The organism is Streptomyces daghestanicus, from assembly GCF_020521275.1.
Classification (GTDB): Bacteria; Actinomycetota; Actinomycetes; order Streptomycetales; family Streptomycetaceae; genus Streptomyces; species Streptomyces griseoviridis.
Map to the genome: position 1 here is coordinate 146,498 of NZ_BNDX01000007.1, position 23,899 is coordinate 170,396.

Here is a 23,899-nt window from a genome sequence, read left to right on the forward strand (position 1 = left end):
GGCCGTCCGCGGCCGGTGCCTTCGTCGTGTGCCCGTGCGCTCAGACCGTCTGGGCGACGACGGGCACGCCCCAGTCGAGGATGCGCAGCGCCGCGCCGGCCGCCTCCGGTCCCCGGCAGTGCGCGTCGTGCCGGCGGGCGATGCCGTCGAGGTCCAGGTGCGGGCCGAAGGCGGGGTGGGCGGCCAGGCGCCGGGCGTAGTCCCACAGCCGCGGATGGCCGGCGATCCCCTCCACGGCGGCGGCGTCCAGATGGCGGCGGTGCACGGTGTCGAGCCGGACCAGGGTCACCCACAGCTCCACGTCGGCGACGGTGATCGTGTCACCGAGGAGGTACGGCGCCGAGGTGAGCCGCCACTCCAGGGAGCCGAGGACGCGGAGCAGGGCGGCCAGGGCCTCCTCGCGGCCCGCGCCGGTCCGGCCGGCGCTCTGGGCGGCCTCGTTGACGCCGTGCTCGCACAGGCGGCGTACGGCGTCGGTCTCCGCCTCCGCGCCGGGCGGGAACAGGTCGGCGCCGCCGCGGCCGTACGGGCCGAACTGCCGGGCCAGGTCGCGCAGGATGTCGGGGGTGTGGGTGCTGACGATCCGGCCGGTCCAGTCGTCGCTGAGCACGGGTGCGGCGGCGGGCCCCGGGTGGCGGTGGGAGCTGGCCTCGTACAGGGGGAGCAGGGCGGTGTGGCCGCCGTCGGGGCGGTCGGGCACGGCGGGCAGCAGGGTGACCGGGAGGACATCGGCGAGGCCGAGCAGGCTGTGGGTGACGGCGATGCCCAGACAGTGCGGGCAGGAGAGCGACAGGTGCAGGCGGTAGCGGCGGGGCACGGCGTAGTGACCGCTGCGGGGATCACGGCCGATACGGCCCCGGAACGGCGGCAGGGACGGCACGGCTGGCTCAGGCGTGGCGGGCATTCTTCTCCCTGGGGACGGTTCCGGTGGGTTACGGGCGCGCGGCGGCGTCGGCGCGGACCCGGAGTGCGTCGGGAGGTCGGTGCCGGTCAGGCGGGGAGGGCGAACGGCGGGTGGGAGCCGCTGAGGAAGTAGTCCCCGACCTCCCGCAGGCCGTGGGCGACGGGGTGGTGGAGGGTGTGGGTGCGCGCGTTGCGCCAGAAGCGGTCGAAGCCGTGGCGGGAGGAGGCGGCGCCGGGGCCGATGACGTCCAGGGTGCGGGTGGTGATGTCGTGGACGGCGCGCGCGGCGGCGGCTTCGGCGGCGGCGGCGAGCACGGAGACCTCGGCGCACTCGTCGTCGGTGAGGTCCTCGCCGCGGGCCAGTCCGTCGTCGAGGGCGGCCACCGCCTGGTCGGCGAGGGCGGAGGCGGCGCGGGCCTCGACGGTGAGTTCGCCGTAGGTGACGAGGACGTGCGGGTCGCGGGCGAGCCCGTCCTGCCAGGCCGGTACACCGGCCGGCGCGTGGTGCGCGGTGAGCGCGCCGGTCCAGGCGCCCTCGCCGGCCCGGGCGTACTCGGCGGCTCTGCTGTACTCGCGGGTCATGGTGTATTCGCGGGCCTCGGCGAGGACGCCCTCGGCGATGCCGAGGCAGAGCTGGGCGGAGACCAGCCGCGCGGTGGCGGCGGCCAGCCCGGCGAACGGCGGCAGGGCGCCCTCGTCGGCGGAGAGCGATCCGAGGACGGCGTCCTCCGCGACCGGTACGGCGTCGAACTCGACGCTGCCGCCGCCGGAGAGCCGCTGGCCGAAGGCGTCCCCGTCGTCGCCGCTCGTCACGCCGGGGTGGGCCGGGTCGACGAGGACGGCGAGCGGTTCGCCGGTGTCGGACCGGGCGGCGCGGACGGCCAGCCGGTCGGCGACCCGGGCGCCTCCGACGCTGCCCTGACGCCCGTTCAGCAGGTAGCCGCCCGCGGCGCGGGGGGTGAGCCGCAGCGGCGGTTCGTGGGCGGCGAAGCCGCCGCCCCAGCACCACTGGCCGGCGGCGGAGCGCCGGGCCACCTGGTCGGCCAGGGCGGGTCCGGCGAAGAAGCGGGCCGTCCAGGACAGGACGTAGTGTCCGCCGAGGAGTTGGCCGATGGCGCCGTCGGCGGCGGCGATGTCCCGGACGACGGCGTGGGCCGTGGCCCAGTCCGCCCCTCCCCCGCCGTGCGGGGCGGGGACCAGCAGGGTCAGCAGTCCGGCCTCGCGCAGCCGGGCGACCTCGTCGAACGGGGGCTTGCCGGCCTGGTCACGGGTGAGGGCGTCGGTCGCCAGGTCGTCGGCCACCTCGCGGGCGACGCGCAGCCAGTGGGCGCGGTCCGGGGTCCCGGTCCGCGGCGGGAGGGGGGCGGTCGTCGTCACGTTCCTCCTCAGGACTGTCCGCGGGTGACCGGGCCGGTACACGGCCGCCGGCCGGGGGTGTACTTGTAGCCCACCCGGCGGACGGTGACGATCCGCTGCCGGTGGGCGCGGCCGAGCTTGGCCCGCACCCGGGCGATGTGCACGTCGACGGTGCGGCCGTCGCCGATGTGGCCGTACCCCCAGACGCTGCCGATCAGCGACTCCCGGGAGAGCACCCGGTCGGGATGGGCGACGAGGTGGGCGAGCAGCTCGAACTCCAGGTACGTCAGGTCCAGTGCGCGCCCGTCCAGTTCCGCGACCCGGCGCACGGTGTCGATGCGCAGGTCGTCCCCGTCCGCTCCCGCGCCGCCGGTGGAGTCCGGCACGGGGGTGAGGGGCCGGATGAGCGGCCGGGGTCCGTCCGGCGCGAACAGCCGGGCGGGATCGGTGCCTTCCGGGACGTACACGAGGTAGCCGACGAGCGGCTCGGGTGCCTCGCCCCCCGGGGCGCCGGGCAGCTCCTGCGGGACGAGCCGCAGGTGGCGGGAGCCGGGTTCGGCGGGGCCGGGCGGAGGGGTCTCGGACGGCAAGGGGCTGGTCATGACGGGTTCCTTGACAGGGCGCCGGGCGGCCGGATCGGGAACGGCCGGGAGGGGGCGAGCGAGGGGGGAGGGTGACGGCGCGGTCGTCCTACGGGCGACGGCAGGCAGCGCCGGTGACACGACAGAAGTCGACGTGCCGGCGGCGGACGAGCAGCTGCTGCGTGCGGGACATGTGTTCCATCCTGCGCACCCGGACCACCCCCGGTCAACAGTTTCCTATAAATCCGGTAGGGATAATAGAGAAAACGCGCCACCTGCTCGAAGGCGCCTCCCGGCGGCGGGGCGGGACCCGGCGGACGGTTCCGCCTCCGCCGGGTCCCGCCGTGGTGCTCAGCCGCTCACTCACCGGTCTTCGGCAGGCCGGGCGGGTTGATCTCGGACGTGCGGACGGCCTCGTCGGACAGGCCCCAGCGGGCGAGCACCTTGCCGTACGTGCCGTTCTCGATGACCTCGTCGAGCGCGTCGGCGAGCGGCCGGACCAGTCCGCTGTCCTTCTTGGTGGTGGCGGCGATGAGCCCCTGGAGGTGCGCGCCGGCGCCGGAGTAGGTGCCGACGACCTCCGTCTGTCCGGTGGTGGCCGCGTGGTAGGCGGCGGTCGGATTGGGCCCGAGGTAGAGGTCGATGCGGCCGGAGCGCAGGGCGAGGTAGGTGTCGCTGTCGCTCTGGTAGTACTTGATGTCGACCGGCTTCCGGCCGGCCTTCTCGTTCTCCTCGGACCACTCGATGAGCAGCTTCTCCTGGTTGGTGCCGCTGCTCACGGCGACGGTCAGCCCGGCCACGTCCTCGGGGCCGTCGACCTTCAGGCCGCTGCCCTTCTTCGCCTCGAAGCCGAGGTTGTCCTCGCGGTAGGTGGCGAAGTCGTACTTCTCCTTGCGCTCCTCGGTGACGGTGATGTTGCTGAACCCCACGTCGTACTTGGCGCTGTCGAGGCCGACGAAGATGTTCTCCCAGGAGACCGGGTGGATGCGGATCTCCAGGCCGAGGACGTCGCCGACCAGGTGGGCGATGTCGGTCTCGACGCCGATGACGGTCTTGTTGTCGGTGGCGTAGAAGTTCAGCGGAGCGGAGGAACTGGAGGAGGCGACGGTCTCCAGGGTGCCCCTCTCGCGTACGGCGGCGGGCAGTTCGGCGGCTATGGATTCGACCTTCGCCGTGGTGATCCGTCTCTGGTCGGCGCTCAGGTTGATCTTCGTCTTGGCCCCCGAGGCGTCGGCGACCTCGGTGGTGCCGCCGTCGGAGGGGTTCGAGCAGCCGGCGAGGAGGAGGACCAGGGCGAGTCCGGCGGTGGTGGCGGTGCTGCGGGCGAGGGCGGGCACGGTGGTTCTCCTGGGGATGGGTGGGGCGGGGAGGGTCAGAGGACCTTGGCGAGGAAGGCGCGGGTGCGCTCGTGGCGCGGGGTGTCCAGTACGGCGGCGGGCGGGCCCTGTTCGACGACGACACCGGCGTCCATGAACACCACGGTGTCGGCGACCTCGCGGGCGAAGCCGATCTCATGGGTGACCACGATCATGGTGGTGCCGGTGCCGGCCAGGTCCTTGATGACGTCGAGGACCTCCCCGACCAGTTCGGGGTCGAGCGCGGAGGTGGGCTCGTCGAAGAGCAGTACCTTCGGTTCCAGGGCGAGCGCGCGGGCGATGGCGACGCGCTGCTGCTGGCCGCCGGAGAGCTGGCGCGGATACGCGGCGGCCTTGTCGGCGAGTCCGACGCGGTCCAGCAGCCGGTGCGCGGTGCGTTCGGCCTCCGCGCGGGGGCGGCGCAGCGCGGCGACGGGCGCCTCGACCAGGTTCTCCAGGACGGTCAGGTGCGGGAAGAGGTTGAAGTCCTGGAAGACGAACCCGATGTGGGTGCGCTGCTTGAGGACGTCCTTCTCCTTCAGTTCGTGCAGGGTCTTCCCGGAGCGGCGGTAGCCGATGAGTTCGCCGTCGACGCTGATCCAGCCGCGGTCGACCTTCTCCAGGTGGTTGATGGTGCGCAGCAGTGTGGACTTGCCCGAGCCGGAGGGGCCGAGGACGACGGTGACCTGCCCGGTGCGGACCTGCAGGTCTACGCCGCGCAGCACGTCCAGGGGGCCGAAGCTCTTGTGGACGCCGCGCACGTCCACCATGACCTCGCTGACCTCGGTCATCGTTTCTCTCCCAGGAGGCTCAGGGGTACGACGGGTTCCTCGCGCCGGGCCGCCGCCGCGCGCAGGGAGCGGACGGCGCGCCGGAGGCGCTGGAGGGGGGTGGGCGGCGGGGTCCGGTCGGCGCCGCGGGCGAAGTGCCGCTCGACGTAGTACTGGACGACCGACAGCACGGAGGTCAGGACCACGTACCAGGCGGTGGCCACCAGCAGCAGCGGGATGACCCGGCCGTTGCGGCCGTAGACGACCTGGACCTGGTAGAAGAGTTCGCCGATGGCCATGACGTAGACCACCGAGGTGCCCTTGAGCAGGCCGGTGATCTCGTTGCCGGCGGTGGGCAGGATGGCCCGCATGGCCTGCGGGAGCACGATCCGGCGGATCTGCCGCAGCCGCGGGAGGCCCAGGGCCGCCGCGGCCTCCGACTGGCCCTGGTCGACGGAGACGACACCGCCGCGGACGATCTCGGCGGCGTAGGCGGCCTGGTGCAGGGAGAGTCCGATGACGGCGGCGCCGATGGTCCCGATGAGGCTGTCGCTGTCGACGGACCAGAGGACCGGCCCGAAGGGGACGCCGAGGCCGAGCCGCTCGTACAGGGCGCTCAGGTTGAACCAGAACACCAGCTGGACGATCATCGGGATGGACCGGAAGACCCAGATGTACGTCCAGGCCGCCGTGGACAGCAGCGGGCTGCGGGACAGCCGCATGAACGCGAGGACAGTGCCCAGCAGGAAGCCGAGGACGGTGGCGTACGCGGTGAGCTGGAGGGTGACCCAGACGGCGTGGACGATGGTCTCGGACAGGACGTAGTCGGCGAAGACGCCCCATTCCCAGACGGGGTTGGTGGCGAGGCCGTGCCCGAACTGGGCGAGCAGCACGGCCACGGCGACGGCCGCCGCCCACCGGGCGGGGTGACGGGCGGGGACGACCTTGAGCGTCGCCGGGTCGGCGGGGGCCGGCGGTGTCTCGGCGGCGGCGCCCGGTGGGGCGGCGGGGCCGGTGATGAGTCGCATGACGGGTTTCCTGCTCGGCTCAGGTGTGCTCGGGCGGATTGATCCGCGAGGTGTCGATCGCGGAGGCGGAGGTGCCCCACTTCTTCAGGATGCGGGCGTAGGTGCCGTCCTCGATCAGCTCGTTCACGGCAGCCCGGAACGCCTTGGTGAGCGGGGAGCCCTTCTTGAAGGCGAAGCCGACGTCGAGGCGGTGGTACTCGCCGAGGAAGGCGGTGCCCGCGGCGGGCTGGGCGGCCTGGTACCGCAGGCCGTTGATGGTCGACATGACGACGTCGATCCGGCCCTGCTGGAGCGCGGTGAGGGCGGCTCCGTTCTCCGAGTAGACCTTGACGTCGTAGGGCTTCTTCCCGGCGTCGGCGCACACGTGCTTCTGCGCGGTGAGGGTGGTCTCGAAGGTGGTGCCGGCGTTGGTGCCGATGACCAGGCCGCACAGCTGGGTGAGGTCGGTGACCTTCTTCTTCAGCGTGGTGCTGCCCTTCTTCACCGCGAAGCCCTGGCCGTCGTCGATGTAGGTGACGAAGTCGATGGTCTTCAGGCGCTCGGCGGTGACGCCGAAGTTGCCGGTGCCGACGTCGTACTTGCCGCTCTGAAGGGCGGGCAGGATGGTCTCGAAGGAGGCGTCCTGGCGCCGCACCTCGATGCCGAGGACCTTGGCGACGGCGTCGGTGAGGTCGATGTCCTGGCCCTCGGGCTGCTTGCCGGAGCCGCCGGGGTAGTAGGCGGAGGGCGGGGCGCCGACGGCACTGCCGACACGCAGGGTGCCCGCCCGGCGGACGTCCGCCGGCAGCAGGGCGGCGGCCGAGTCGACCTTGCGGACGGCGGCGACCGGGTCGTCGGCCGGCGCGGGTGACTGCGCGCCCGCCGGGGTGGTGCCGGAGCCGCCGGAGCCGCAGGCGGTCAGCGCCAGCAGGGGCAGCAGGACGAGGGCGGCGGCGAGGCGCGGGCGCACCCGGGCCGCGGTGGGCGTCACGGAGTGTTCTCCTTCACGTGCGTCAGGTCCTTCTCGAACGCCAGCGGCCCGATGGTCTCGGGGTCGGCGGCGGTGTCGAACAACGGGGTGTAGCCGGTGGCGAGGTAGAGGCCGCGGGCCTCGGGCTGGCGGGGGCCGGTGGTCAGGTAGACCCGCCGGTAGCCGCGGGACCGGGCCTCGGCCTCCAGCGCGGCGACGACCCGGCGGGCCAGGCCGCGCCTGCGGTGGGCGGAGTGTGTCCAGATGCGTTTCAGCTCGGCGGTGTGCGGATCGTGGCGGCGGAAGGCTCCGCCCGCCACGGGGGTGCCGGCCTCCAGGAGGAGCAGCAGGACGCCGCCGTGGGACGCGGTGAACTCCTCGTCCGGGTAGCGGGCCAGTTCGGCGTGGGCGTCCTTGCCGTAGCGGCGGGAGTACTCGTCGCCGAGTTCGCGCAGCAGGGGCCGTACTCTCGGGTCGGAGACCGGTACCCGGATGACCGTCAGCTCGGTGGCGGACGTCATCCGCGCACCGCCGCGAGGGCCTGCCGGCCGCGGTCCGCCCGTGCGGCGTCGCGCTTGGCGACCTCCTCACGGACGATCGGGATGACGTACCGGCCGAAGTCGATCGCGTCGTCGAGCAGGTCGTAGCCGCGGGCGGAGAGGATGTCGACGCCGAGGTCGTAGTAGTCCAGGAGGGCCTGCGCGACGGTCTCCGGGGTGCCGACCAGGGCGTTGGAGTTGCCCGCGCCCCCGGTGGCGGCGGCGGTCGGGGTCCACAGGGCGCGGTCGTAGCGCTCGCCGGCCTCGGCGATGGCGATCAGCCGCTGGGACCCGGTGTTCTGCGGGGCCGTCTGCCCGTTGTGGCGCCTGGTGACGGGCTCGCCCTTGGCCTTGCGCGCCTTGATCGCGCCGACCGTGCGGTGCGCCTTCTCCCAGGCGAGTTCCTCGGTGGGGGCGATGATCGGGCGGAAGGCCACCTGGATGCGGGGGACGTCGGTGCGGCCGGCGGCCCTGGCCGCGGCCTTGACGGCCTCGATCTGCTCGGCGGTCCTCGCCAGCGGCTCGCCCCACAGGCAGTAGATGTCCGCCTCGGCGCCGCCGGCGGCGTACGCGGCGGGTGAGGAACCGCCGAAGGACACGTCCGGGCGGGGCTGCTGGACCGGGAAGACGTCGCTGACGAAGTCGTGGAAGCGGTAGTGCTCGCCCTCGTGGTCGAAGGGCTCGTGGGTGGTCCAGATCTTCTTGACGATGCGGATGTACTCCCGGGTACGGGCGTAGCGCTCGTCCTTGGTGAGGGTGTCGCCCTCGCGGCCCTGTTCACGGTCGTTGCCGCCGGTGATGAAGTGGACGGTGAGCCGTCCCTCGCTGATCCGGTCGAGGGTGGCGAAGGTCTTCGCGGCGAAGGTCGGGTACGACACGTTGGGCCGGTGCGCGAGGAGGATCTGCAGCCGCTCAAGCCGGGCGGCGATGTACGCGGCGGCCGGTGCCGGGTCCGGTGAGCCGGAGCCGTAGGCGAACAGCACCCGGTCCCAGCCGTGGTCCTCATGGGCGCGGGCGAGCCGGAGCGTGTACTCCTTGTCGAAGGAGGCGCCGGAGCGCGAGGTGGTCTCCGAGCCGTCGTTGGTGGCGGCAATGCCGAGAAATTCCACGGGCATGGCAAAGGCCTTTCGCAGGGGCCGGCCGCCGGACGCGCGCGCACGGGCGCCGCCCGGCAGCCGCCGGTGCAGGGGAAGGTGAAGGTGAAGGTGTGTCAGGGACGGCCGGTGTCCGCGGCCGGTCCCGAAGGACGTGATGACGCCGGAGGGCGGGGAAGCGTGGAAGGGCGGCGGAACGCGTCCGCGTGAAGGGGTCGCTCGGCCCGCGACGGGGTCACCGAGGGAGGGAAGGGCCGGTCAGACGGCCCGCCGCCGAGTCAGCCGCGACACGCCGCGGACCACACTCGACCGAAGTCGATGTGGTCACGCGAGACCAAGCGCTGCTGGGCGTTCATGCGACCAATTGAGCAGGACTTCTCGCGGCGCGTCAAGCGGTGACCGGATAGCGGGACCCGCCCTGCTCGCGGTCGCGGTCTCCTCGCCCCGCGGCCACCGCGGAGCAGGGGAAGCGCTGTTGACACCTCCCGGCCATGGGCACATACGATCGAGGCGGATCGGCTCCGTCCCGTACGGCGCCCTCCGGCCGCGTTGAGGGACGCGGTGAGCGTGATGACACCGGCCCCCGGCCGCACCGTCGTCCGGTACGGCGTCCGTGCCGTGCCCGGACCGATGGGCGCCGGGAGGGCACCCACGCCCGCGCACCCCTCCCCCGGAGAGCCTCCCGATGGCCACACCGTCCGACGTCACCGACTCCTCCGCCGTCACCGATCCCACCGCCGTCACCGGCCTCTCGGCCGGCGCCGCCCGTCCCGTCCGCGCGCCGGGCCCGCCCGGCTCCGAGCTGCCGCGCATCGTGCCGCGCCGGCACGCCGGCCGCTGGGCGGCCGCCGTCGTGGCCCTGCTGGTCCTCGCGATGGTGCTCAACTCCGTCGTCCGCAACGACGCGTTCCAGTGGGACGTGGTGGGCCGCTACTTCACCACCGCGGCCGTGCTCGACGGGCTGCTGCTCACCCTCTGGCTGACCGCCGCGGTGATGGCGCTCGGCTTCCTGCTGGGCACGCTGCTGGCGGTGCTGCGCCTGTCGGCCAACCCGGTGCTGCGGACGCTGAGCTGGGGCTTCATATGGATCTTCCGGTCCACCCCGCTGCTGGTGCAGCTGCTGTTCTGGTTCAACATCGGCGCCCTGTACCCGACGCTCGGTCTCGGCATCCCGTTCGGCCCGGAGTTCGTCACCGTCAAGACGGTGAACCTGTTCGGGCCCACCCTCACCGCGGTGGTCGGCCTCACCCTGCACGAGTCCGCGTACGCCGCCGAGGTGGTGCGCGGCGGCATCCTGTCGGTGGACGCCGGGCAGACCGAGGCCGCGCAGGCGCTGGGCCTGAGCCGGCGCCGGACGCTGCGCCGGATCGTGATCCCGCAGGCGATGCGGTCGATCGTGCCGACCGCCGGGAACATGCTGATCGGCACCCTGAAGGGCACCAGCATCGTCAGTGTGCTGGCCGTGCACGACCTGCTGTTCTCGGTGCAGCTGGTCTACAACCAGACCTACCAGGTGATCCCGCTGCTGATGGTGGCCACCCTGTGGTACATCGCCGTCACCACCGTGCTCGGCGTCGGGCAGTTCTACGTCGAGCGGCACTACGCGCGCGGCGCCGCCCGCTCCCTGCCGCCGACCCCGGTGCAGCGGCTGCGGGCCCGGCTGGGCGCCCTGCGCGTCCGGCTCGGCGCCGCCACGGCCGCCGACGCCCGGCCCGCGACCGGCGGTGACCGGTGAACGACGTGACCTCCCCCGCGGTGCTGGCCGTCGTCGGCGCCGGACCGCGCGCCACCGGGCTGCTGGAGCGCATCGCCGCCAACACCGGTGAACTCTGGCCCCGAGAGCGCGAGTTGCACATCCACCTGATCGATCCGCACCCGCCGGGGCCGGGCCGGATCTGGCGGCAGGAGCAGTCACCGCTGCTGCGGATGAACTCCATGGCCGAGGACGTGACCATGTTCACCGACGAGTCCTCCGTCATCGAGGGGCCGGTGCGGCCGGGCCCCTCGCTGGCCGAGTGGGCCGCCCGGTTCGCCGGCCGGGGGCCCGGGACGCCGCCCGCCCAGGAGGCGCCCGTGACCGCCCCCGCCGACCCCGAGGTGCTCGGTGAACTCCGCGCCCTGGCCCCCACCGACTTCCCCACCCGGCGGGTCCAGAGCGCCTACCTGGACTGGGTGTTCCGCGCCGCGCTGGCCGCGCTGCCGCCGTCCGTCACCGTCACCTGGCACCGCACCACCGCGACCTCCGTCACCGGCCCGGCGGACGGCCCGCAGCACGTCCACCTGGCCGGCCGCGCCACCCCGCTCACCGCCGACCTGGTGGTCCTCGCCCAGGGCCACCTGGGCACGGCCGTGCCCGCCGCCGAGCACCGCGCCCTGGCCGCCTTCGCCCGCCGCCACTCCCGGTTCTACCTCCCGCCCGCCTTCTCCGCCGACGCCGACCTGTCCGGACCCCGTCCCGGTGAGCACGTCGTGCTGCGCGGCTTCGGCCTGGCCTTCGTGGACCTGACGGTGCTGCTCACCGAGGGCCGCGGCGGCTCCTACCGGACCGAGCCGGACGGCACCCTCACCTACCTGCCGTCCGGCCGGGAGCCGGTCCTGCACGTCGGGTCGCGGCGCGGTGTGCCGTACCACTCCAAGACGGGGTACCGGCTCCAAGGTCCCCGTCCGCCGCTGCCCCGCCACTTCGGTCCCGAGGCGATCGGCGCGCTGCTCGCCGGGGACCGCCCGCTGGACCTGCGGCGCGACGTGTGGCCGCTGATGGCCAAGGAGATCGGCTTCGGCCACTACCACGAGCTGTTCCACGCCCACCCCGAGCGCACCACGCGGTCCTGGTCCGCCTTCGAGGCCGCCTACGACCGGCTCGACTGGTACTCCCCCGGCATGGCCGACCTGGTCGCCGCGTCCGTCCCCGACCCGGCGGACCGGCTCGACCTCGACGCCCTGGACCGGCCGCTGACCGGCGTCACCTTCCCGGCTCCGGACGCCTTCCAGGAACACCTGCGCGAGCACATCGCCCAGGACGTGGCCCGCCGCGAGGACCCGGAGCACAGCGCGGACCTCGGCGCGTTCCTCGCCCTGCTCTCCGTCTACGGCCAGCTCCCCGCCCTGGTCGCCTCGGGGCGGCTGACCGCCCGCTCGGTCGCCGAGGGCATCGACGGCTGGTGGCACGGCTTCTTCAGCTTCCTCGCCTCCGGGCCGCCCGGGTTCCGGCTGCGGCAGCTCCTCGCCCTGTCCCGGGCCGGGATCGTCCGGTTCCTCGGCGCGGACCTGCGGATCGGCACCGACGAGGCCCGCGGCACCTTCACCGCCACCAGTCCCACGGTGCCCGGCCACACCGTGCACGCCACCGCCCTCATCGAGGCGTACCTGCCCCGGCACGCCCTCGACCGCACCGAGGACCCGTTGCTGCGCCGGCTGCACCGGGCCGGTGAACTCGCCGAGGAGGTGGTCGCCGACCCCGACCACACCCACCGCTCCGGCCTGCTCAGCGTCTCCCCCGCCGACGCCCATGTCATCGACCCGCTCCTCGGCGGCCCCCACCCCCGCCGGATCGCCCTCGGCGCCCCCACCAACAGCCGTGCCGTCGCCGCCTTCGCCCGCCCCCGCACCAACGCCCCGGGCTTCCGGCAGAACGACGCCGTGGCCCGCGCCCTGCTGCGCGCCCTGGGCGAGAACACGCGGCAGGACTGCCTGCCCACGGCCGGCTCCTCCTCCCTGTGACACCACGGTCCCCATGAGGCCCCGACGAAAGGCAGTACCGTGCGCACCTCCCCACCGGCACCTGTCACCCACCCCTCCGAAGCCTCCTACGACCGGCGCAGACTGAGCCAGTGGCTGTCCGGGCGGGCTCACGCCGAGGGGGTCCCCCGGCGCACCCTGCTGCGGCTGCTCGGGGCGGCGGGGGTCGCCGGCGCCGCCCCGTTCGCCGTTCCGTCGGCCGGGGCCGGTCCGGCCGCAGCGGCCACCGCCCCCGGCATCGTCAAGCCCCTGCCCGAGGCGTGGTTCACCGTCCGCGGCACCAACGCCGAGACCCGGTTCGCCTCCCTCGCGGAGACCGGCTACCACACCCCCAACGAGCGGTTCTTCGTGCGCAACCACACGGCCACGCCCGTCCTGGACGCCAGCGGCTGGACCCTCACCGTGTGGGGCGACGGACTCGACCACGGCGGTTCCGTCGAGTTCACCCTCGACGACCTCAAGCGGTTCCCGGCCGTCACCCGGGACGCGTTCGTGGAGTGCGCCGGCAACGGCCGCAGCCTGTTCACCACCCAGCAGGGCCAGGCCGTCAGCGGCACCGCCTGGACACTCGGCGCCATCGGCGCCGCCCGCTGGCGGGGTGTCCGCCTCGCCGACGTCCTGCGCCGGGCGGGCCTCGGCCGGCGGGCCGTCGACGTCATGCCGCGCGGCCTGGACGCGGACTACGTCACCGCCGACGGCACGAACCTCGGCCGGGTCCGGCGCCCGCTGCCGCTGGCCAAGGCCCTCGACGACGTGCTGCTCGCCTACGAGATGAACGGTGAGCCGCTCCCGCCCGACCACGGACACCCGGTGCGGGTCCTGGTGCCCTCGTGGATCGGCGTCTCCTCCGTCAAGTGGGTCGGCGACATCCAGGTGTCGGCCCAGCCCCTGTACTCGCCGTGGAACACCGATTTCTACCGGCTGTTCGGCGACGCCCACCCGGTGGGCGGCAGTGCCCCGTTGACCCGGCAGACGGTCAAGAGCGCCTGGGAACTGGAGTGGAACGCCGGGCTGGCGCGGGACACCACCCACCGTCTCACCGGCCGTTCCTGGTCCGGCGCGGCCGGTGTCGTCCGGGTCGAGGTGAGCGCCGACGGCGGCGCCCACTGGTGGCCGGCCCGGCTGCACGACGCACCCCGCCGGGGCGGCTGGGTCCGCTGGTCGGCCGACTGGCGGCCCCGGTCACCCGGCGCGTACACCCTGGCGGCCCGCGCCACCGACGCCGCCGGCCGCACCCAGCCGGACACCACCGCGCACAACACTCAGGGATATCTGTTCGACGCGGTCGTACGGCATCCCGTGACCGTCACCTGATGGTGTGTCAGTCACTCGTCGCGGAGCAGAAAACGACCCGAGAGGAACAAGTGGCACCACTTGTACGTAGTATCTCCACTTCAGGGCATGCGCAGCAGTCAGGGCCCGTCCGCCGCCGAATGCGGTGGGGCGGGCCGTCCGCCGTCAGCCGGCACCCGGCTGTTGCCCGCCGCCGACGACGACTCGTCAGCATCGAGGAGAGTGACCGACCATGTCGGAGACAACGACCACCGCCACCGAACTGGCCACGCAGTACGCCGCGCAGGTGACCGGTGACCTGGAGCGCAACGCACAGGAGCAGGAGCGCCTGAGCGCGGAGATCGCCTCCCTGCAGGAGCGGCTCGCCGCGCTCCAGCGCGACCACAGTGTGCTCGTCAACATCCGGCAGGCGCTGGGCTCCACGCAGGCACCGGCCGGGGACACCGCCGCGGACACCGCGGCCGTGCCGGCGCCGCGCAAGAAGCCCGCGCCCGCCACCGCCGGCAAGCGGACCCGGGCGGCGAAGGCCGCGCCGCGGCGGCGCGGGACGGAGACCGCCGAGAAGGCCAAGGACACCGGGAGCACCGCGAGCGCCGAGAAGGCGGCGAAGGCCGGGAAGCCGGGGAAGGCCGCCAAGAAGGCGCCGGCGGCCGGGAAGGCGGCGGCCGGGCCGGCGGCGAAGAAGGCCGCGGGTCCGACGCTGGGCGAGCTGATCCGCGGGGTGCTGGCCGAGCAGAAGGAGCCGCGTTCCGCCGCCGAGGTGGCCGCCGCGCTGGGTGAGGCCCACGCCGACCGGCCGGTCAAGACCACCGTGGTGCGCAACACCCTGGAGAACCTGGTGGCCCGCAACCAGGTGCAGCGCACCAAGCAGGGCACGTCCGTCTTCTACACCGTGTCGGAGGCCGCCCAGGCCGCGGCGGCCACGGACGAGGCGCCGTCCGAGAAGGCCGAGCAGCGCTCCGCGTGACCGCACCCGGCACGACGGCCCACCGATGCCCGGTGCTGATGTCGATCCCCTGGTAGTGATGTCCGCATGGCGTTACGTCGATTGCGTGGAGCACCCCGGGAAGGGGCGCTGACCGGCCGTACCCCACGTGTCCCGGCACCCGCCCTCCTCCTGCTGCGCGCGGCTCCCGGCGGCGACGGTGATCCCGATGTCCCGGCACCCGCCGGGGTTGATCACCGTCGCCGCCGCTTCGCGAGACGGGCCGTCCACGGGGCCTGCGCGTCAAGGGGGGCACGCGGGAGACCCTCGTGCGGGTGGTGACCGGTCGTGGGCCGTTGGTGTGACGCGGACCCGGGTACACCTCAGGCAGGTCAGCCGAGCGAGAGGTGACGCATGCTCTTCACGCTGTGCACCGCCGGACCCCTGCTCCTTGCTCTGCTGCTGGTGCAGCAGCATTCCGCCGGGCCCGCGCCCCGCCACAAACGCCATGGGCCGTCCGCCCGTTGATCGAATGGCGGCCGTGCTCCTCCCCCGCGCCCGCCACCCGCCCGGACCGCCCTGGGCATGTGCGGGCCGTCACCGGGCAGATGGGTGTCCGGACGGAGGGAGAGAAGCGTGGACGGCAACACCCTGGAGTTGGGAAACCTGCTCGCCGACGCCGAGGACGCCTCACCGGTGGAGTCCGTCGATGTCGTCGCGCGCAATCTCCGCAAGCGGTTCGCGGCCGGCGACGTGTCGTTCCTCTGTGTCGACCTGATCGAGGAGGAACTGGTACGGCTCACCACCGGTGACGACGGTGCGGACACCGGCCGCGCGCTGCGGACCGCGCTGCGCGGCAGCGTCTACGAGCAGGTGCTGCGGTCCCAGCGCCGGCATGTCGAACGGGACGGCGCGGGCGGCCACCGGGTGATCGCGCCGGTCACCAACCGCGGGGACTGCGTGGGCGTCCTGGAGGTGACCCTCCCGCACGACCACCCGACGGTGCTGCGCGAGGTCGGTGAGGCGGCCCACGCGCTGGCCTACATCATCGTCACCGACCGGCGCTTCACCGACCTCTACCACGTCAACCGGCGCACCACGCCGACCAGCCTGGCGGCCGAGATCCAGCACCAGCTGCTGCCGTCCGCCCCGGCCTGCGAGGCCCCTCAGTTCGCCATAGCCGGCGGCCTGGTACCGGCCGACGACATCGGGGGCGACACCTACGACTACGCCCTCGACCGGGACGTGCTGCACCTGTCCATCACCGACGCCATGGGCCACGACACCGACTCGGCGTTGCTGGCCACACTGCTGCTCGGGGCGCTGCGCGGCGCCCGCCGCGCCGGGTGCGACCTCGCGGAGCAGGCCCGGCGCGCCCATCGGGCCCTGCTCCAGCACAACCGCGGCCTGGCCACCGGCCAGCTGCTGCGGGTCTGCCTCGCCACCGGCGAGGTCCGCCTGGTCAACGCCGGTCATCCGCGCCCGCTGCTGCTGCGCGACGGCACCGTACGGGAGCTGGCGCTCACCGCGAACCTGCCCTTCGGGGTGGCCTCCCCGATCGAGCACCAGGTGCAGGAGCTGACGCTCAGACCCGGGGACCGACTGGTCCTGCTCACCGACGGCATGCAGGAGCGCAGCGCCTCCGGCGTGGACCTGCCCGCCCTCGTCCGCGCCTCCGCCGAGCTGCACCCGAGGGAGGCGGTCCGGGTCCTGGTCGGGGCCGTGCAGGACGCCTGCCGGGGCCGGCTGCGGGACGACGCCACCACCCTGTGCCTGGACTGGTACGGCGACCGGGACGCGCGCCTGCGGCCGCTTTCCTGACCCCTTCACCGGCGGCTCAGCGCAGCGCGATCCGCGCGGTGACCCGTTTGCCGAAGGGTTCGCGGCGGACGTCGAGCTCCTCGCTCAGCGCCGCGACGATCTCCAGGCCGTGCTGTCCGACGCGGCCCGGATCGGCCGGCCGCTGCGCCGGCAGCGTGGCCGATCCGTCCCGCACGGTGACCGACAGCATGCCGTCGGCGACGGCCAGGGAGAGCCGTACGGGGCCCGATCCGTACTTGACGGCGTTGGTGACCAGCTCGCTGACGACCAGCTGGGTGGCCTCCACGACCCGGTCCGGCCACGGCTCGGCCCGGTCGTCCAGGGACGCGGCCAGGTACCGGACCGCGAGGTGCCGGGCGTCCGCGACCCGGAACGTGCCGGGTTCGAACGTCACCGACAGACGTCGTGCCCCGCTCTCCGGCCACCCCCGTCCGCCGTTGCCCGCACCGTCCCCGGACAGCGTTCGCCCACCGGCCACCCCGCCCGGTTCGACCTCGACCTCACCCATTGCGCCACCGCCGTCCGACTCCCCCGTGGAGCGCGGAACACCGTCGCATCCCGCGCGACCAGAACACTTGTCGCCCCTACGATAGTTCCCGTCCCGTCCGGTCATGCCCCGGACGGGGTCCGGGAGCCCGTCACGGGCCGGTGAGGACCACCAGCTGCCGGGTGGCGCGGGTCATGGCGACATAGCGGTCGACGGCTCCTCGCACCCCGGCGCCGAAGCCGTCCGGGTCGACGAGGACGACCAGGTCGAACTCCAGCCCCTTGGCCAGCTCGGGCGTGAGCGACCGGACGCGGGGCGTGGCCCGGAACGCGGGGGCGCCGATGACGCAGGCGGTCCCCTCCTGGTGGTCGGCGAGCCAGGTGCCGAGGACCGTGTCCAGGTCGGCGGTGGAACCGTGGATCACGGGGACGCCGCCGGTGCGCACCGAGGTGGGCACGTTGGCGTCCGGCAGCGCGGCCCGGATGACCGGCTCGGCCTCCGCCATGATCTCCGCCGGGGTGCGGTAGTTGATGGTGAGGGAGGCGAGGCGGACCCGGTCCAGGCCGACCCGGGCGAGGCGTTCCTGCCAGGACTCGGTGAAGCCGTGCCGGGCCTGGGCGCGGTCCCCGACGACGGTGAAGCTGCGCGACGGGCAGCGCAGCAGCAGCATCTGCCACTCGGCGTCGGTCAGCTCCTGGGCCTCGTCCACCACGACGTGCGCGAACGGTCCGGCCAGCAGGTCCGGGTCGGCGACGGCCAGCTCGGACTCGTCGACCAGGCTGACCCGCGCGTCCTCGCCGCGCAGCATCCGCACCAGGCCCTCCCCCTCGTCGCCGTCGGCCCCGGAGTCGGCCACCGCCGCGATCAGGTTGTCCACGACCTGGTCCATGCGAGCGCGCTGCGCGGCGAGGGCGGCCCGCTGCCGCTGGGCGCGGCGGGCCGTCTCCGGGTCGCCGAGCCGGTGCCGGGCCGCGTCCAGCAGCGGCAGGTCGGACACCGTCCAGGCGTGGGCGTCGGCGCGCTGGAGGCGGCGTACGTCGTCCGGGCCGAGCCAGGGGGCGCACAGCCGCAGGTACGCGGGGACGGTCCACAGGTCCCCGACGAGGTCGGCGGCCTCCAGCAGGGGCCAGGAGCGGTCGAAGGCGGTGCGCAGCTCCCGGTTCCGCGTCAGCGCCCTGCGCAGCTGCTCGGGCGGGGCGTCGCCGTCGTGCTTGTCCTCCAGGAGGGTGAGCAGTTCCTCCCAGACCTGGGCGCGGGCCTCGTTGTGCGGGGTGCCGGGTTCCGCCGCGTCGAACGCCGCGGCCCAGTCCCCGGCGGTGAGCGGAATGTCGTTCCAGGGGGTGGTGACCGTCATGCCCTCGGTGGGGGGTTCCTCGTAGAACCTGACGGCCGTCTCGATCGCCTTCACCAGGTCCGCGGAGGACTTCAGCCGGGCCGCCTCCGGGTCGGTCTCGACGCCGGCGCCGGCGCCCTCGGCGACCAGGTCCCGCAGGACGCAGGTCTGCACGCCCTCCTCGCCGAGGCTGGGCAGGACGTCGGCGACGTAGGAGAGGTAGGGCCGGTGCGGGCCGACGAACAGCACGCCGCCCCTGCGGTGCCCGAGGCGCGGGTCGGAGTGGAGGAGGTAGGCGGAGCGGTGCAGGGCCACGACGGTCTTGCCGGTGCCCGGCCCCCCGTCGACGACGAGGGTGCCGCGCGAGCCGGCGCGGATGACGGCGTCCTGGTCGGCCTGGATGGTGCCGAGGACGTCCCGCATCCGCTCGGTGCGGGTGCCGCCCAGGCTGGCGATGAAGGCGGACTGGTCGTCGAGCGCGGCGTGTCCGGCGAAGCCGTCCGGGGTGAACACCTCGTCCCAGTAGTCGGTGATCCGCCCGTCGGTCCAGCGGTAGCGGCGGCGGCTGGCCAGCCCCATGGGCTGGGCGTGGGTGGCTCCGAAGAACGGTTCGGCGGCGGGGGAACGCCAGTCGAGCAGCAGCCGGCGGCCCGTGTCGTCGGTGAGGCCGAGCCGGCCGATGTACACCGGCTCGGAGCCGTCCGCGCCGGCCATGTGGCCGAGGCAGAGATCGAGGCCGAAGCGGCTCAGGGTGCGCAGGCGGGCGGTGAGCCGGTGGATCTCCGTGTCCCGGTCCATGGCCTCCCGGCCTAGGCCGCCGGGGGCCTTGCGGGCGGCGGCGAGCCGGTCGGACAGGTCCGCGATCGTCCGTTCCAGGCAGTGCGCGAGCGCCGCGAAGTGCCGCTCGTCGCCCTCGATCAGCGCCGGATCGGCCTTGGCGGCGAGGCGTTCGGGGAGGTCGAACACGCCGGCGGTCAGCGGTTTCACGGTCGGGTCAGCTCCGTCGGTAGGTGGTGCGGATCGAGCGTTCGTGCCCGCCGTCCTGGTCATCGACCATCGCACACGCATGCGGCGGCTGCCGTTCTCGCAGGTCACGGGCTCAGGCCGGTCATTGTGCGGGACGACGGGGGCCTTGCCGCAAGCCCCCCGGTGCGCTATACGTTGAGAGTGGCGAGGAGCGGGTGGTCCCCCTCGCCGTCTCCCTCACGCAGCCGCGGTGTCCGTTCCGTGCCGCGTGCGCGCCGGGGCCTCCCCGCGAAGTCGATCCACACCCCTTGGCGGACGCCGGTCACGCGGGCCGGCCGGTCCCCCGTACCCGGTCGGAGAGGCCGGCCGCGTCGCGGACCAGGTCGAGCGGGCCCTCCCAGTCGAAGGCGTGGTAGACGGCCGAGAGGTGGGCGAAGGGCGGTCCCTGGGCGAAGAGCTGGAAGGTGAGGCGGTGCCCGGCGTAGTCGGAGTTGAGCAGGTCGCGGGCGAAGGCGAGGAGCCGGCGCCGGTCGTCGGCCAGCCAGGTGTCGTTGACCGAGTAGAACTTCCGCAGCCAGCCGCCGGTCTCGGGGTCGGCGAAGGCCGCCGCGTCCGGGGTGACGCAGACCTGGCCGCCGCACAGCTCCCGCGCCAGGTGCATCATCTCGGGCAGCTGCGCGGACGCCAGGACGCGTCCGGAGTACAGCAGGGACTGGTCCGGCATGCACAGCCCGCCGGGTGACCGGGTGCCCAGGGCTATGGCCGCGGTGAGGTGGGCGTTGATGCCCTCGCGCCAGCAGGCGAGCCGGGCCAGTTTCTCCCGTACGCCCTGGAGGTTCTCCAGGCCGGTCTGCCGTACGTTCCACAGCGCGGCGCCGATCATGAGGTCCGCCAGGCGCAGGGTGCGGTGGGTGAAGGGCAGCGCCGAGTAGCGGTGCAGGGTGGTGCGGAGCAGGGCGGCGGCCCGGGTGTCGCGGTAGAAGAGCACGTCCTCCCAGGGGATCTCGACGTCGTCGAAGACCACCAGGGTGTCGATCTCGTCGACGCGGTGGGACAGGGGGTAGTCCTCGGCGCTGCCGCGTCCGGCGAACCCGGTGCGGCAGAGGAAGGTCAGGCCCTCGGCGTTCATGTCGCAGATGAACCCGACGGCGTAGTCGGAGCGTTCGGTGCCGCCCCAGTCGGCGACGGCGGGTTTGACGAACGCCTGGTTCGCGTAGGCCGCGGCGGTCTCGTACTTGGCGCCGCGCACCACGATGCCGCGGCCGGTCTCGCGGACCACGCGCAGCAGCATGTCCGGGTCCTGGTCCTGGGGGCGTCTGGAGCGGTCGCCCTTGGGGTCGGTGTCGGCGGAGACGTGGAACAGGTCGTCGGTGACCGTGCGGGCGATGTGCCGGCGGATGTTGCCGGAGAAGCGGGGGTCCAGCCCGTCGAGGACGTCCTGGGCGTCGCGCAGCGACCACATCTCGCCGACGGTCTCGTCGCCGACCCGGGTGACGACGCCGCGGGCCGTGTCGAGCACGGTGTCGACGGCGGCGCGCTTGTCGTGCCAGTCCCGCTGGGTGAGCGGCGGTCTGTTCGCGACGGCGTGGCGTTCGCCGGTCTCCGGGTCGGCGTAGGACATGACGTCGCGGGTGGCGGCCTCGTGCGCGAGGTCGTGGATGCGGGCGCGGATGCCGACGGCGGGCGCGAACTGGGGGTGGGCGGTGACGTCCGTGACGCGTTCGCCGTCGACGCGGATCCGCCGGTCGGGAGAGAGGGACTGCTTGTACTGCTCGCCGGTACGGATCATGCGGTCTCCTCGGTCGTGGGGCTCCCGGAGTGGATGCCCACCCGGCCGCGCCGGCGAACGACAAGGGGAGCGCGGCGGCCGTCGCGCGCCCCCGGAGACCGGCGTACGCGGGGTCATGCGGAGGCGCTGGTCAGGTCCGCCAGTTCCGCGTCGGTCAGCCGCAGCCCGGCCACGCCCAGCAGGGCGGGGAGCTGTTCGACCGTGCGGGCCGAGGCGATGGGGGCGGTCACCGTGGGCTGGGCGGCGAGCCAGGCCAGGGCGACCGTCGCGACGGGGGCGTCGTGCGCCTGGGCGACCTCGTCCAGCGCGGCCGGCACCCGCTGTCCGCGCTCGGTCGTCAGGTGCTGGGCGGCGCGCCCGGCCCGCGCGCTGTCCACCTCGGCGCCGGGGCGGTACTTGCCGGTGAGGAAGCCGGACGCCAGCGCGGAGTACGGCACGGCGGCCAGGCCGGCCCGTTCGGCGACGTCGCGCAGGGCGCCCTCGTAGGTGTCGCGCGAGACCAGGTTGTAGTGCGGCTGGAGGGCGGCCCGAGGTACCCGTCGAGGAGATCCTCGGCGCACTCGACGCACTGGTCCGGGCGGGCAAGGTCCGGCACATCGCCGCCTCCAACATCTCCGTCGAACGGCTCCAGGAGTCCCTCGACTTCTCCGAGCGCGAGTCGCTGGCCCGGTCCGGGCCACGGGGACGCACGCGGAACTGCTCGCCGGCGGCCGGCCGGCTGCTGGTGCCCCGGGTGGCCGGGGCGGCCGGCGGGACTACGCGCTGTGCATGAGCTGGATCAGGTTGCCGCAGGTGTCGTCCAGGACGGCGGTGGTGACCGGCCCGGCCGTCAGCGGCTCCTGGGTGAAGCGCACCCCGAGGCCGCGCAGCCGCCGGTACTCCGCCGGTACGTCGTCCACGGCGAAGGACGCGGCCGGGATGCCGTCGCGGACCAGGGCCTCCTTGTACGGCGCCACCGCGGGGTGCCCGGAGGGCTCCAGCAGCAGTTCGGTGCCGTCGGGGTCCTCGGGCGAGACCACGGTCAGCCACCGGTCGGCGCCCATCGGGACGTCGTGCTTCGTCACGAAGCCCAGCATGTCGGTGTAGAAGCGCAGCGCCGCCTCCTGGTCGTCGACGAAGACGCTGGTGAGGTGGATCTTCATGGGGTGTGCTCCGGGGAGGTCGCTGGGACGGGCGGGGCTGACCAGGCTAGCGGTGGGGGGTGCGCCGCACCCGCCGGAATGCGTCCGGCACGGGGGGGTCTGGTGCGGGGCGGCCGGACCCGGCGAGGCGTGCGGAGCGGCCGGACCCGCCGGGACGCGTCCGGCACGGGGGGGCTGGTGCCGGGCGGCGGACCCCGGCGAGGCGTGCGGAGCGACCGGACCCGGCGGAATGCGTCCGGCACGGGGGGCTGGTGCCGGGCGGCCGACCCCGGCGAGGCGTGCGGAGCGGCCGGACCCGCCGGGATGCGTCCGGCACGGGGGGCTGGTGCCGGGCGGCGGACCCCGGCGAGGCGTGCGGGGCGACCGGACCCGGCGGGGTGGGCCGCGACGGCCGGTGATTCCCCTGATTGCCGCGGGCCCGGACGCCGCTTGAATCGGCCGGGTCCTCCCGGGGCGTCCCTCGCCGGCCGTGACCGGGACCGGCACGCCCTGGCAATCGATCCGGTCCCGCGCCGGGATGGACGACCGGCGCGGCCAGAAGGGAACTCCCCATGTCTCGCACACGCCGGCACCCGCTCCTGTCCGCCGCCGCGGCCGTCGTCGTCCTGGCCGCGGGCACCGCCGGGGCGGTCACGCTCCCCGCTGCCGCCGCCATTCCCGTCTACAGCGAGGACTTCTCCGACGGGCTGGGCACCTTCACCGCCTCCGGGTCCGTCGGCACCGGCGCCTACGGCGCGCGGCTGAGCGGTTCCCTGTTTGCCGACCCGGCCCTGACCTCCGCGCCGATCGACCTGGCCGGGTACGGGGAGGTGACGGTGTCGTACACCCGGGCGACGTCCGGGCTGGACCTCGGGGAGACCTTCACGGCCGCCTACTCGGTCGACGGCGGGTCGTACACGGCGCTGGAGGTGGCGCGCGACGCGACCGGCACGGCCTCGTTCCGGCTGCCGGCCTCGGTCGACGGCCACCAGCTGCGGCTGCGGTTCTCCCTGGCCGCGAACAGTGTGCTGGAGACCCTGACCGTGGACGACGTACGGGTCGAGGCGGCGGGCGGCGGGGGGCCGGCCGATCCCCCGGCCGGTTCACTGCCCCCGGTCTCCGACGTCACCGCGCCCGGCCCGTACGCGGTGGCCGTCGACCGGTCCGCCGGGCCGGGCGGCGACGGGTGGCTGGTGCACCCGGCCGACGCCGGGCGGGACGGCGTGGACCACCCGGTGTTCGTCTGGGGGCCGGGCGCGGGGTCCGACCCGGCCGCCTACGAGGACATGCTGCGCCTGTGGGCGTCGCACGGATTCGTCGTCTACAGCGAGGTCTCCTCCAGCAGCGGTGCCTACATGGTCGACGCCCTCGACTGGCTGGAGGACGAGAACGCGCGGTCCGGCGGCCCGCTGTACCAGGACCTCGATCTCTCCGAGGTGGCCTTCGGGGGCCATTCGCGCGGCTCGATCGGGACGTTCGACGCGGCGGACGATCCCCGGCTGGACACCACGGTCCACGTGGCCGGCGGCTCCTTCGACGGCAACGGGCCGGACAGCCTGCGCCATCCCGCCCTCTACATCGGCGGGGACGAGGACTTCGCCACCTCCAACGTGCGTCGGGACTACGCCAACACCGACGTCCCGGTCTGGTTCAACGTCCTCGATGGCACCGACCACCTCTACGCCACGCGCAACGCCCGGCACATCATCACCGCGTGGCTGCGATGGCACCTGGCCGACGAGGAGTTCCGCCGCACCGAGGACTTCCTGAGCGCCGGCTGCACCTTCTGCGGCCTCGGGGAGGTGGCGTACAAGAACTGGTGAGCCGGGTGCCCCCGGCCCCGCCCCGCGC

The 23,899-nt window shown here is 74.1% G+C and carries 20 protein-coding genes and 2 pseudogenes; 7 read left to right on the top strand and 15 right to left on the bottom strand.

The features are described 5' to 3' along the window. Positions 1 to 40 precede the first annotated feature (40 nt). The 10 genes from Sdagh_RS07980 to Sdagh_RS08020 form a co-directional block, all read right to left on the bottom strand. Complete coding sequence (locus tag Sdagh_RS07980) at positions 41 to 904, bottom strand: glutathione S-transferase C-terminal domain-containing protein (RefSeq protein ID WP_189419364.1); 864 nt, start codon at positions 902 to 904, stop codon at positions 41 to 43. A gap of 86 nt (positions 905 to 990) precedes the next feature. After that, on the bottom strand, positions 991 to 2,280 hold the full coding sequence (locus Sdagh_RS07985; protein ID WP_226534843.1) for an acyl-CoA dehydrogenase family protein: 1,290 nt from the start codon (positions 2,278 to 2,280) through the stop codon (positions 991 to 993). A gap of 8 nt (positions 2,281 to 2,288) precedes the next feature. Next, positions 2,289 to 2,861, bottom strand: a complete 573-nt coding sequence (locus tag Sdagh_RS07990; protein WP_189419362.1) for a winged helix-turn-helix domain-containing protein — start codon at positions 2,859 to 2,861, stop codon at positions 2,289 to 2,291. Positions 2,862 to 2,949: 88 nt separating this feature from the next. Next, positions 2,950 to 3,042: a putative leader peptide gene (locus Sdagh_RS36905; protein WP_370594857.1), complete on the bottom strand. Its 93-nt coding sequence runs from the start codon at positions 3,040 to 3,042 to the stop codon at positions 2,950 to 2,952. Between the two features lie 157 nt (positions 3,043 to 3,199). Then, entirely contained in the window at positions 3,200 to 4,177 is a 978-nt protein-coding gene (locus tag Sdagh_RS07995) for an ABC transporter substrate-binding protein (RefSeq protein ID WP_190076817.1), read from the bottom strand. Positions 4,178 to 4,212: 35 nt separating this feature from the next. After that, a complete protein-coding gene (locus Sdagh_RS08000) occupies positions 4,213 to 4,986 on the bottom strand; it encodes an amino acid ABC transporter ATP-binding protein (protein ID WP_306884224.1) in 774 nt (257 codons plus the stop codon). Next, entirely contained in the window at positions 4,983 to 5,993 is a 1,011-nt protein-coding gene (locus tag Sdagh_RS08005; protein ID WP_190076816.1) for an amino acid ABC transporter permease, read from the bottom strand. The genes Sdagh_RS08000 and Sdagh_RS08005 overlap by 4 nt, the downstream gene beginning before the upstream one ends. Before the next feature lie 19 nt (positions 5,994 to 6,012). After that, entirely contained in the window at positions 6,013 to 6,963 is a 951-nt protein-coding gene (locus tag Sdagh_RS08010) for an ABC transporter substrate-binding protein (protein ID WP_189419356.1), read from the bottom strand. After that, positions 6,960 to 7,463 carry a GNAT family N-acetyltransferase gene (locus Sdagh_RS08015; protein ID WP_190076815.1) on the bottom strand — a complete coding sequence of 168 codons (504 nt, stop codon included), beginning with the start codon at positions 7,461 to 7,463 and terminating at the stop codon, positions 6,960 to 6,962. Before Sdagh_RS08015 ends, Sdagh_RS08010 begins: the two co-directional genes overlap by 4 nt. After that, positions 7,460 to 8,596, bottom strand: coding sequence for an LLM class flavin-dependent oxidoreductase (locus tag Sdagh_RS08020; RefSeq protein ID WP_189419351.1), 1,137 nt, complete (start codon positions 8,594 to 8,596; stop codon positions 7,460 to 7,462). The genes Sdagh_RS08015 and Sdagh_RS08020 overlap by 4 nt, the downstream gene beginning before the upstream one ends. 664 nt (positions 8,597 to 9,260) lie before the next feature. Between Sdagh_RS08020 and Sdagh_RS08025 the strand changes: the two genes are divergently transcribed. The 5 genes from Sdagh_RS08025 to Sdagh_RS08045 all read left to right on the top strand — a co-directional run bounded on the left by Sdagh_RS08025 (position 9,261) and on the right by Sdagh_RS08045 (position 16,352). Further along, positions 9,261 to 10,310: an amino acid ABC transporter permease gene (locus Sdagh_RS08025; RefSeq protein WP_190010332.1), complete on the top strand. Its 1,050-nt coding sequence runs from the start codon at positions 9,261 to 9,263 to the stop codon at positions 10,308 to 10,310. A 5-nt stretch (positions 10,311 to 10,315) separates the two neighbouring features. After that, on the top strand, positions 10,316 to 12,295 hold the full coding sequence (locus Sdagh_RS08030; RefSeq protein ID WP_372478428.1) for an FAD/NAD(P)-binding protein: 1,980 nt from the start codon (positions 10,316 to 10,318) through the stop codon (positions 12,293 to 12,295). A gap of 39 nt (positions 12,296 to 12,334) precedes the next feature. Next, positions 12,335 to 13,627 (top strand): sulfite oxidase, encoded by a 1,293-nt coding sequence (locus Sdagh_RS08035; protein WP_190076813.1) that lies wholly within the window; start codon positions 12,335 to 12,337, stop codon positions 13,625 to 13,627. Between the two features lie 211 nt (positions 13,628 to 13,838). Next, positions 13,839 to 14,573, top strand: a complete 735-nt coding sequence (locus tag Sdagh_RS08040) for a hypothetical protein (RefSeq protein WP_190010326.1) — start codon at positions 13,839 to 13,841, stop codon at positions 14,571 to 14,573. A 594-nt stretch (positions 14,574 to 15,167) separates the two neighbouring features. Continuing rightward, positions 15,168 to 16,352, top strand: coding sequence for a PP2C family protein-serine/threonine phosphatase (locus Sdagh_RS08045; RefSeq protein ID WP_190010324.1), 1,185 nt, complete (start codon positions 15,168 to 15,170; stop codon positions 16,350 to 16,352). Positions 16,353 to 16,368: 16 nt separating this feature from the next. Here Sdagh_RS08045 and Sdagh_RS08050 read toward each other — a convergent pair whose 3' ends face one another. The 4 genes and pseudogenes from Sdagh_RS08050 to Sdagh_RS08065 all read right to left on the bottom strand — a co-directional run. Continuing rightward, complete coding sequence (locus tag Sdagh_RS08050; RefSeq protein ID WP_308288740.1) at positions 16,369 to 16,746, bottom strand: ATP-binding protein; 378 nt, start codon at positions 16,744 to 16,746, stop codon at positions 16,369 to 16,371. Between the two features lie 244 nt (positions 16,747 to 16,990). Then, a complete protein-coding gene (helR, locus tag Sdagh_RS08055; protein WP_190076812.1) occupies positions 16,991 to 19,159 on the bottom strand; it encodes an RNA polymerase recycling motor ATPase HelR in 2,169 nt (722 codons plus the stop codon). 301 nt (positions 19,160 to 19,460) lie between these two features. Then, positions 19,461 to 20,927, bottom strand: a complete 1,467-nt coding sequence (locus tag Sdagh_RS08060; protein ID WP_190010318.1) for a 4-hydroxyphenylacetate 3-hydroxylase family protein — start codon at positions 20,925 to 20,927, stop codon at positions 19,461 to 19,463. A gap of 113 nt (positions 20,928 to 21,040) precedes the next feature. Further along, a pseudogene (locus tag Sdagh_RS08065) lies at positions 21,041 to 21,451 on the bottom strand (aldo/keto reductase); the annotation flags it as partial. Between Sdagh_RS08065 and Sdagh_RS08070 the strand changes: the two are divergent. Then, positions 21,451 to 21,597: pseudogene (locus Sdagh_RS08070) on the top strand (aldo/keto reductase); the annotation flags it as partial. The pseudogenes Sdagh_RS08065 and Sdagh_RS08070 sit on opposite strands and share 1 nt — an antisense overlap. 85 nt (positions 21,598 to 21,682) lie before the next feature. Here the strand turns inward: Sdagh_RS08070 and Sdagh_RS08075 are convergent. Then, positions 21,683 to 22,069 (bottom strand): VOC family protein, encoded by a 387-nt coding sequence (locus Sdagh_RS08075; protein WP_190076811.1) that lies wholly within the window; start codon positions 22,067 to 22,069, stop codon positions 21,683 to 21,685. A gap of 551 nt (positions 22,070 to 22,620) precedes the next feature. Here Sdagh_RS08075 and Sdagh_RS08080 point away from each other — a divergent pair. Continuing rightward, a complete protein-coding gene (locus tag Sdagh_RS08080) occupies positions 22,621 to 23,871 on the top strand; it encodes a poly(ethylene terephthalate) hydrolase family protein (RefSeq protein WP_190076810.1) in 1,251 nt (416 codons plus the stop codon). The last annotated feature ends 28 nt before the right edge of the window (positions 23,872 to 23,899 follow it).